Below are 10060 nucleotides of genomic sequence, written 5' to 3' on the forward strand. Positions count from 1 at the left end.
TTGAACGAAGGGCGCAGCTTGAATCCGGGTCTCTACCGCTGATCAACCAGTGGTGCTTTGTGTTCAGCGACGGGGTCGGATCCCGCCCTCATATGGGCGAATCCTGAGCGCATTTACGAGTGAGGGAAACCTGATGACGACACAGTCCGTGTCGCAAGAGAACGCATTTGTTCATCCTGCGAATTTTGTTGAACGCCTGCAGCAACTCGTCGCCAATCGGCCCGAGGACATTGCACTGACCGTCGTGGCAGAACGCGACGACCATCTCGTCGAAACGGCCTTGAGCTATCGTGTTTTCGGGCAGCGCGTGCAAGCGCTCGCCGCCGTGCTGCAGGGCCGCTTCGAGAAGGGCGACCGGGTACTGATTCTGCTCGACAACGATGAGCACTATGCGGTCAGTATGTTTGCGTGCTTCCACGCAGGGGTGATCGCGGTGCCGGTGTTTCCGCCGGAGTCGACGCGCCCTCAGCACCTCGCTCGACTCGCAGGTATTGCCGCCGATGCGCAGGCGCGGGGCATTCTGACCTTGAGTTCACTCCAAGCCTTGGTGGGTGCTGCTGCCGGCCAGTTTGGTGTATCGGCGGCGGTGGCTGTGGATGAAGTCGATCCGGCCGCTGCAGGCAATTGGCAGTCATATCAACCTGCCAGCGAGGACGTCGCCTTCCTGCAGTACACGTCCGGCTCCACCTCAGCCCCCAAGGGGGTGATGGTGACGCACGGCAATCTGATGGCCAACGAACGGGCGATCCGTGAGGGGCTCTCGATTGGCGCCGATGACAAATTCGGCGTGTGGTCGCCCCTGTTCCATGATATGGGCCTGATCGGTGGACTGCTGCAGCCCTTCTACAGCGGCATTCCCTGTGTGCTGTCTTCGCCGCGCTTTTTCCTGGAGCGTCCGGTGCGTTGGCTGGAGATGATTTCGCGTCATAAGGTAACGATCAGCGGTGGCCCGGACTTTGCATACCGCCTGTGCCTGGATCGGGTCAAGGAGGCACAGACCGAGGGGTTGGATCTGTCGAGTTGGCGCGTGGCCTACACCGGCGCCGAGCCGGTGCGGCAAGACACGATGGACGCGTTCATCGAGCGATATGCCCCAGTGGGATTCAGCGCCGGAGCGGTATACCCCTGCTATGGCCTGGCCGAGGCCACGCTTTTCATCACCGGAGGGCGTCGGGGCAGCGGCATGGTGGTGAGTCGCTTCGATACCGAGGCGCTCGCGAGGCGGCAGGTGGCAGTCGATGGCGACGGTGCCGCCTTGGTCGGCTGCGGCAGCGTTCCTTCGGATCATGAAGTTCGGATCGTCGACCCGCAGACCGGAGAAGTCGCTCCTGGGTGCGCCATTGGCGAGATCTGGGCTACGGGGCCCAGCATGGCGGCGGGCTACTGGAACAAGCCCTGCGAAACCGCGGAAGCGTTCGTCGAGCGCGACGGGCTCCGCTGGCTGCGTACCGGCGACCTGGGCTTCATGCACGAGGGTCAGATTTTCGTGGCCGGGCGGCTCAAGGACATGATCATCGTGCGTGGGCACAACATCTACCCGCACGACATCGAGCGCGTGGTCGAGGCCGAGGTGGAAGCGGTGCGCAAGGGCAGGGTGGCGGCCTTCGCGGTGGATTTGGATGGGCAGGAGGGGATCGGCGTCGCAGCCGAGGTATCGCGCGGTTTGCAGAAACTCGTGCCTCCGCAGGTGTTGGTTGATGCTCTGAGCTTGGCAGTGAGCGAGCAGTGCGGCGAGGCGCCGAAGGCGGTCGTACTCCTCAACCCCGGAGCGCTGCCCAAAACGTCCAGCGGCAAGCTGCAGCGCGCTGCCTGCCGCAGAGGTTGGGCGGAGCGTTCGCTCGATGCCTATGCGCTTTTTGAGAGCGGACGTTTCGTGACGGGCGAAGGCCGGACCGGTGGTGATCCGGCCACTGGCGATGACGCCGTTCAGGATGAGACGGCGCAGATGCTGGCTGGCATGTGGCGCCAAGTACTTGGCCACGAGTCGACGCGGACATACGCCAACGACGCGCACTTCTTCACCCTCGGTGGCAACTCGCTGGCTGCAGTGCAACTGGCTGTGCGCATCTCGCAGAAATGGGGAATCGACTTCCCGATCAGGCAGATTTTTGAGTTGCCGCGCCTTGGGCGGCAGGCCGATGGCATTCGGGCTTGTCAGAAGGCCGGTGTCCGGACGTCGGTGGCCGGAATTCCTGTTCTGCCTCCTGAGCGTCGCGCCGAGCCTTTGCCTTTGTCCTCGGCCCAGCAGCGGCAGTGGTTCCTGTGGCGGCTCGATCCGCAAAGTACCGCCTACCACGTTCAGGGCGCGTTGCGCATTGCGGGCGTGTTGGATGCTGAAGCAATGCGCATGGCCGTCGATGGTTTGGCCAAGCGCCACGAGTCCCTGCGCACCGTGTTCCGGGCACGGCCGGATGGTGAGGTCGAGCAGATCGTTCGGGGAAATGGGGGCTTGGCTCTTCAGTTGTTCGACCTTCGCAGCACGGCGGACGAGGAGCGCGAAGCTCACGCCTCAGAAACACTGCGAGCGCTCCAGGTGCAGCCCTTCGATCTGACGGTCGGTCCCTTGGTTCGTGCGGCGCTCGTGCGGCTGGAAGATCAGGTCCACATTCTGGTGCTGGTGATGCACCACATCATCTCCGATGGCGCTTCGATGCAGGTTCTCGTGGATGAGTTGGCTGCGTTGTATGCGGCTCGACACGCAGGTGATGAGGCGTTGCCACCTCCCGCGATTCAGTATGCGGACTACGCGGCTTGGCAGCACGACCATCCCAACCAGGAGGCGCGAGCGCGTCAACTGGCGTACTGGGTGAAACAGCTCGGCGTGCCGCTGGGCGAAGCGCAGCCGGTTCTCGCCTTGTCTGTCGATCATCCACGTCAGGCGGTTGCCCGGTACCGGGCTGGGCGACACGGCTTTGACCTCTCCGAGGGGCTGTCGGTCGGGTTGCGCGCGCAGGCGGAAGCCCATGGCGCCACGCTCTTCATGCTGTTGCTGGCGGCTTTCCAGGCGCTGCTATATCGCTACACCGGGCAGCACGACATCCGTGTTGGCACGCCGGTGGCCAATCGCTCGCGTGCCGAGCTTCAGCGTGTGGTCGGCTTCTTCGTCAACACGCTGGTGCTGCGCAATAGCGTCGAGGGGCAGATGAGCCTTGCCCAGATGCTGGCGCAGGCCAGGGAGGCCGCGCTTGATGCTCAAGCGCATCAGGAACTGCCATTCGAGCAGCTCGTGGAGGCGTTGCGGCCGGAGCGCAATCTGAGCGCAACTCCGCTCTTCGACGTGATGTTCAACCACTTACAGAGGGATCTTTCCCCATTGCAGCGGCCATTAGGCTGGTCGGTGTCCGAAGTGTCCATTGGGAATCAGCATGCGCAGTTTGAACTGACAGTTGACACGGTCGAAGACGCCGACGGCCAGGTGCGTGTGAGCTTCACCTACGCCGAGGAGTTGTTCGAGGCGAGCACGATCGAGCGGATGGCGGGGCACTACGTGGCGCTGCTGCAAGCATTGGCTGATCGGCCACAGGAAGCGGTGGGGGATGTGGAGTTGCTCACTGACGCTGAGCGTCAGCAACTCAAGGGCTGGGGCGAGAACCTGCAGCGTTACCCGGGTGCTGATCCGGTGCACCGGCTGATTGAGCAGCAGGCCCAGGCCCATCCTGAAGCGGTGGCACTGCTCTTTGGTGACGAGGTACTGAGCTACGGCGAGTTGAACACGCGAGCCAACCGGTTGGCGCACCGGCTGATCAAGCTGGGTGTGAAGCCTGAAGTGAAGGTGGGCATTGCGGTGGAGCGCTCCCTCGAGATGGTGGTGGGGCTGTTGGGGATACTGAAGGCGGGCGGAGCGTATGTGCCGCTGGACCCGGAGTACCCGGCGGACCGGCTGGCCTACATGGTCGGGGACAGTGGGATTGGGCTGCTGCTGACGCAGCGTGCGGTGAAGGAGCGCCTCCCGGTGGCCGAAGGGCTGGTGGTGCTGGAGCTCGATGGGCTGGATCTGGCGAAGGAGCCCATGCACAACCCTGATGTGGCGGTGCATGGGGAGAACCTGGCGTATGTGATCTACACCTCGGGATCGACGGGCAGGCCCAAGGGGGCTCAGCTTTGCCATCGCAACGTTACCCGGCTGCTCAGCGGCACCGATGCATGGTTCCGGTTCGGTACGAATGACGTCTGGACGATGTTCCACTCCTACGCCTTTGACTTCTCGGTCTGGGAGATCTTCGGTGCGCTGTGCACCGGCGGACAGCTGGTCATCGTGCCCCACTGGGTCAGCCGATCGCCGGAAGACTTCCTGAAGATACTGCGCCGACACAGGGTGACGGTTCTCAACCAGACGCCTTCGGCCTTCAGTCAGCTTATGCATGTGCCTAGCCTCTACGACGAGTGCTTGGCGCTGCGTGCCGTGATCTTTGGAGGCGAAGCGCTGGATCCACAGCGGCTGCGCCCGTGGATCGAACACTGGGGAGACCAGCTCCCTCAACTGGTCAACATGTACGGCATCACGGAGACGACCGTACACGTCACCTACCGCCTCATCACCGAAGCGGATCTGCAAGGCCAGCGCAGCCCGGTCGGCGTAGCTATCCCGGACCTCGGCCTAAGAGTGCTGGACGGTTCGCTGAGTCCTGCACCGATTGGTGTGGCCGGCGAGTTGTATGTGGCCGGCGACGGCCTGGCGCGAGGCTACCTGGGCCGCCCGAGTTTGAGCGCGGAGCGCTTCGTGGCGGACCCGTTCGGCGAGGCGGGAGGTCGGCTGTACCGGACGGGGGACCTGGTGAGGTGGAACGGCGAAGGGCAGTTGGAGTACTTGGGTCGGATCGACCACCAGGTCAAGATTCGGGGGTTCCGGATTGAGCTGGGGGAAGTGGAGGCGCAGTTGCTGTCGCAGCCCGAGGTGAGGGAAGCGGTGGTGGTGGCCAAGGAAGGTCCGGGCGGAGCGCGGCTGGTGGGTTACGTGTCGGCGCAGGCCGGGAAGGTGATTGAGGTGAGCGAGCTGCGCGAGCGGCTGGGCCGGGCGTTGCCGGACTACATGGTGCCCAGTGTGATCGTGGCGGTGGAGAGCTTGCCGCTCAATGCCAACGGCAAGGTGGACAGGAAGGCGCTGCCGGAGCCGGGGTTCGAGAGCGGGCAGGAGTACGAAGCGCCGCAGGGTGAGGTGGAAGAGGCGCTGGCCAGGATCTGGTCGGAGGTGCTGGGTGTGGAGCGCGTGGGCCGGCACGACAATTTCTTCGATGTCGGCGGGCATTCTCTGCTGCTGCTGAAAGTGCATCGTCGTATTGAGCAGGAACTGAAGGTGGAGGTCTCGGTGGTTGACCTATTCAAGTATTCGACGGTTGGGGCAGCGGCTGGGTTCTTGCGCGAAGGTGGGCGTCAGCCCGCCACAGATACCAAGCGTGTGGAAGAACGCGCGCGCAGACAGAAGGGAGCGTTTCTTGTGCGCAAACCCGTCGCCGAAAGGACTCCTACATGAGCAGCTCCATTGAGTACAACGCAAGCGGCGTCGAAGTGGCCATCGTTGGCATGGCCGGCCGTTTTCCTGGGGCTAACGACATCGATGCGCTGTGGCGGAACATTCGCGACGGTGTTGAATCAGTGACGGCATTTGCAGACCAAGAGCTGCGCGAGCGCGGTGTGTCCGAGTCCGACCTGACCGATGCGGAATATGTCAAGGCTGGGGTCTTGCTGGAGGGAATAGACCAGTTCGATGCTGGATTCTTCGGCTATTCACCGCGAGATGCCGAGCAACTCGATCCGCAGCACCGCATCTTCTTAGAAACTGCTTGGCACGCACTCGAACATGCAGGCCATGCCGGAGGCGACCGGACGAAGCTCTTTGGCGTCTACGCGGGAAGCGGTGCCAACGTCTATTTGCTGCGTCACTTGCTGGCGGGAGTGGACTGGCGTTTCAGTGACATTGCTTCGCTGCTGGGCCTGATGAATGGCAACGACAAGGATTCTCTGGCAACCCGCGTGGCCTACAAACTGGATCTGCGTGGTCCGGCGGTCTCTGTGCAAACAGCTTGTTCGACTTCGCTGGTCGCGGTGCATCTGGCATGTCGCAGTCTGTTGAATCACGAGACCGACATGGCCTTGGCCGGCGGTGTCTGGCTCAATCTGTTGCAGGACGGTGGATACCACTACCAGCCCGGGGCGATCCTATCCCCTGATGGTCACTGCCGCGCCTTCGATGCTCGGGCGGCCGGTACTGTGATCGGTAGCGGTGCGGGCATCGTGGTGCTTAAGCGCCTGAGCGATGCGCTGGCCGAGGGTGACACGATCCATGCAGTGATCAAAGGCTCTGCCCTCAACAATGACGGTGCAGCGAAGGTGGGTTACACCGCTCCCAGCGTTGATGGTCAGGCGGAGGTAATTCTGGCCGCACAAGCGATGGCAGAGGTGTCGCCGGACTCAATCGGCTACGTGGAGGCGCATGGCACGGGCACCACGCTTGGCGACCCGATTGAGATCACCGCATTGACGCAGGCCTTTCGCACTGGTTCGAGCCGGCTAGGCTACTGCGCCATTGGGTCAGTGAAAACCAACGTCGGTCACCTTGATGCGGCCGCCGGTGTTACCGGTCTGATCAAGGCCGTTCTGGCGCTCAAGCACCAGACGTTGCCGCCCAGCCTGAACTTCGAACAACCCAATCCGGCGATCGATTTTGCCAACAGCCCCTTCTATGTGAACACCGAAGCGCGGCCGTGGCCTGCGGGCGAGATGCCGCGCCGGGCCGGCGTCAGTGCCTTTGGTATGGGCGGAACCAATGTGCATGTCATTTTGGAAGAAGCGCCCTCGATGAGCGAAGGCAGCACTCCGCACGTGAATGGCGCCGAGCTGCTTTTTCTCTCGGCTCGCAGCGAGGAGGCACTGACTAGGTCTATCGAACAATTGGCACGACACCTTGGTCAGCGTCCTGAGCAGAATTTGTCCGATGTGGCGCATACCCTGAGGCGGGGGCGCAAGCATTTTGGACATCGGGCTGCGGTGCTCGCTCGCGAGCATGCCGAAGCCATAGGCGCGCTGACCTCTCGTACCGGCGCTTCATTCGTCAGCGGACACGTTCTGTCGGAGTGCCCGACGGTGGCCTTCTTGTTCCCCGGCCAAGGGGCGCAGCATGTCGACATGGCGCGTTCGCTCTATGAGCGTGAACATGTGTTCCGCGACACGGTGGATCGTTGCTGCGTGCGCCTGGCCTCACATTTGGCCTTGGACCTTCGTGAACTGATTTATCCGAAAGTTGTATCGGGGAACGAGGCGACCTTGCGTTTGGCTCAGACCGCCATCACTCAGCCGGCGCTGTTCGTGATCGAGTACGCCATGGCGCAGCTCTGGATGAGTTGGGGGCTTAAGCCCGATGCAATGCTAGGGCACAGCATTGGCGAGTACGTGGCTGCTTGCCTTGCTGGTGTGTTTTCACTTGAGGACGCACTTGAGCTGGTGGCAGCACGCGGTCGGTTGATCCAGTCCACGGCATCTGGGGCCATGCTGGCTGTGAGCCAGCCAGAAGCAGAGCTGCGCCTGTTGGCTGTTGGCTGTGATGTCGCTGCGGTCAATGCATCCGAACTGGGTGTGCTCTCAGGGCCTGTCGAGGTGATCGATGCTGTCGAGCGCCAATTGGTCGAGCGTGGTGTTGCCTCGCGGCGTTTGCATGTCTCGCACGCCTTTCACTCTCATTTGCTCGACCCTGTTCTGCCTGATTTCCGGGTGATGGTTTCGCGCATCGTCTTGAGCCCGCCGAAGATTCCCTTTGTATCCAATTTGACAGGCCGTTGGATCAAGCCTCAAGAGGCTTGTAGCGCCGACTACTGGGTACAGCACTTGCGGGGCACCGTGCGGTTTTCCGACGGTCTCGGCGAGTTGCTCTCCAAACCAGACCGTATGCTGCTTGAGGTGGGTCCAGGGGACGGCCTCAGTGGTCTTGCTCGGCGGCATCCACTGGTGGGTGCGCGCAGAGCTGTTCTTGCATCTCAGTGTCATCCTCGCGATCCCGCTTCAAGCGCGCAACAGCCGCTACGCTGCCTAGCTCAGCTTTGGACGCACGGAGTGGTACTCGATGCCGGCATGGCTTCTGACCACGGCAACCTTCGCCGGGTGCCTTTGCCCAGTTATCCGTTTGAACACCAGTCGTATTGGGTTGAGGCACCGAGAGGAGATGCCGCTGGTGCTGTGGTGGTGAACCGGGCAATCGACCGGCGTGAGTTAGCCGACTGGTTCTACGTGCCCGTTTGGCAGCGTACTGATCCCGTCACTCCTTGCATTGCGGCAGACCAAGGCGGTGTCCTGTTGATGCTGGGGGATGCGATAGGCGTCGGCAGGCGCATGGTCGAACATTTGCGGGCCGCAGGGCGATTGGTCGTATGCGTTGGCCGAGGAGTGCAATTCAGGCAACTGGACGCAGATCACTTCGAACTGCGACCCGCTGAGCGGAGTGACTTTGAACAACTGCTGAGAGCGGTTGAGGTGCGGCACGGTCTTGTGACCGACATTTGCCACCTGTGGAGTCTCGACGCTGCGGGTATTCCTGCGCATGGAGATGCACTGGAACACGGCTTTTACGCCTTATTGGCTTTGGCACAGGCGTTGGATACCGTGAAACCTCTTGCGGGCGTGCGTCAGGTTGCAATCACCGTGGTAGCCAATCAGGTGGAGGATGTGAATGGTACCGAGCCCTTGTGTCCCGAAAAGGCCACCCTGCAAGGGCCGTGCAAGGTCATTCCACAGGAGTACCCGAAGCTATTGTGCCGGCTCGTCGATGTCGTTCTGCCCGTTGGCGATGATGGGACAGACCGTCTCGTGCATCAGATCGTTGCAGAGATGCATACGACGAGGGTAGGGGGTACTGTGGCTTACCGTGGCCCCCATCGCTGGATCAAGGTCTTCGAGCCCGCACGCCGTGATATTCCGGTCGCCCAGCGGCTGCGGAAGCAAGGTGTCTACCTCATCACAGGCGGTTTGGGTGGCATTGGGCTCACACTGGCGGAACATTTGGCTCGGCATTGGCAGGCGCGCCTAGTATTGGTTGGGCGTACGGTCCTGCCGCCCAGGGACCAGTGGTCTGCAATATTGGCGGCCGGGGAGCACGCGAATGACCATGGGGTAAAGTTGGCGCGACTCCTTGAGTTGGAGTCCTTTGGTGCCGAGGTGATGGTCTTACAGGCCGATGTCGCTGATGCCCATCAGATGCATAAGGTGGTCGAAGTGGCGCGGCAGCGCTTCGGGGCCGTTCATGGGGTCATTCATGCCGCAGGGCACGCTGGTGGCGGTGTGATCCCACTGAGGACTCGCTCCTTGGTGGAGCAAGTGTTCTCTTCTAAGGTGCGTGGGACGCAGACGTTGCTGGAGTCCTTGGCGGGAGAGACTTTGGACTTCGTGCTCCTATGCTCGTCGTTGGCAAGCTTGGCGGGAGGGGTCGGCAAGGTCGACTACGCTGCTGCCAATGCTTTCATGGACGCAGTAGCAGCTGTTACGCAGCGCACTTCTGGTCGGATGGTGGTCTCGGTCAATTGGGACGGCTGGCGCGAGGTCGGCATGGCTGGCGGCATGCGACTGTCGGAGCAGGTCGGGATAGAACCGGATCAGGGGGCGCTGGCCTTCGAGCGCATCGTTAACGGGCCATCGCTGCCCCAGTCGATCGTTTCGACGACTGATCTGGTTGCCCGCCTGACTATGACGGATGACGACGTTTTTGCGGCAGCGGTCATGACCTCCACGAATGAGGTGGTCAGTCGACACCACCCCCGTCCACCGCTTTCGACAGCGTACGTCGCGCCTGTCGGAGATCTTGAGGATCGGATCGCCAATATCTGGTGTGAGTCCCTTGGTATCTCTGCTATCGGCGTCCACGACAACCTGTTCGAACTGGGAGGGGATTCGCTGCTCGCCATTCAACTGCTCGCCAAGGTGCGGGGCGTCTACGGCACGAATCTACCGCCGGCAGTCTTTTTCAAGGAACCGACGATTGCTGCGCTTGCGGTCGTCGTCGAAACCAAATTGATCGAGGAGATCGAGCAGGCAGATCTTCTTGCCTCGATTCCCGCTGACGCGTCCGCTAGCGTCTGAG

At 62.1% G+C, this 10060-nt stretch carries 2 protein-coding genes; both read left to right on the top strand.

The window, feature by feature from the left end; genetic code table 11:
• Positions 1–133: 133 nt before the first annotated feature.
• Positions 134–5470 carry a non-ribosomal peptide synthetase gene (locus G7047_RS02535; protein WP_166300427.1) on the top strand — a complete coding sequence of 1779 codons (5337 nt, stop codon included), beginning with the start codon at positions 134–136 and terminating at the stop codon, positions 5468–5470.
• A complete protein-coding gene (locus tag G7047_RS02540) occupies positions 5467–10059 on the top strand; it encodes a type I polyketide synthase (RefSeq protein WP_166300429.1) in 4593 nt (1530 codons plus the stop codon). Before G7047_RS02535 ends, G7047_RS02540 begins: the two co-directional genes overlap by 4 nt.
• Position 10060 lies beyond the last annotated feature (1 nt).

Source organism: Diaphorobacter sp. HDW4A, assembly GCF_011305995.1.
Taxonomy (GTDB): Bacteria; Pseudomonadota; Gammaproteobacteria; order Burkholderiales; family Burkholderiaceae_C; genus Diaphorobacter_A.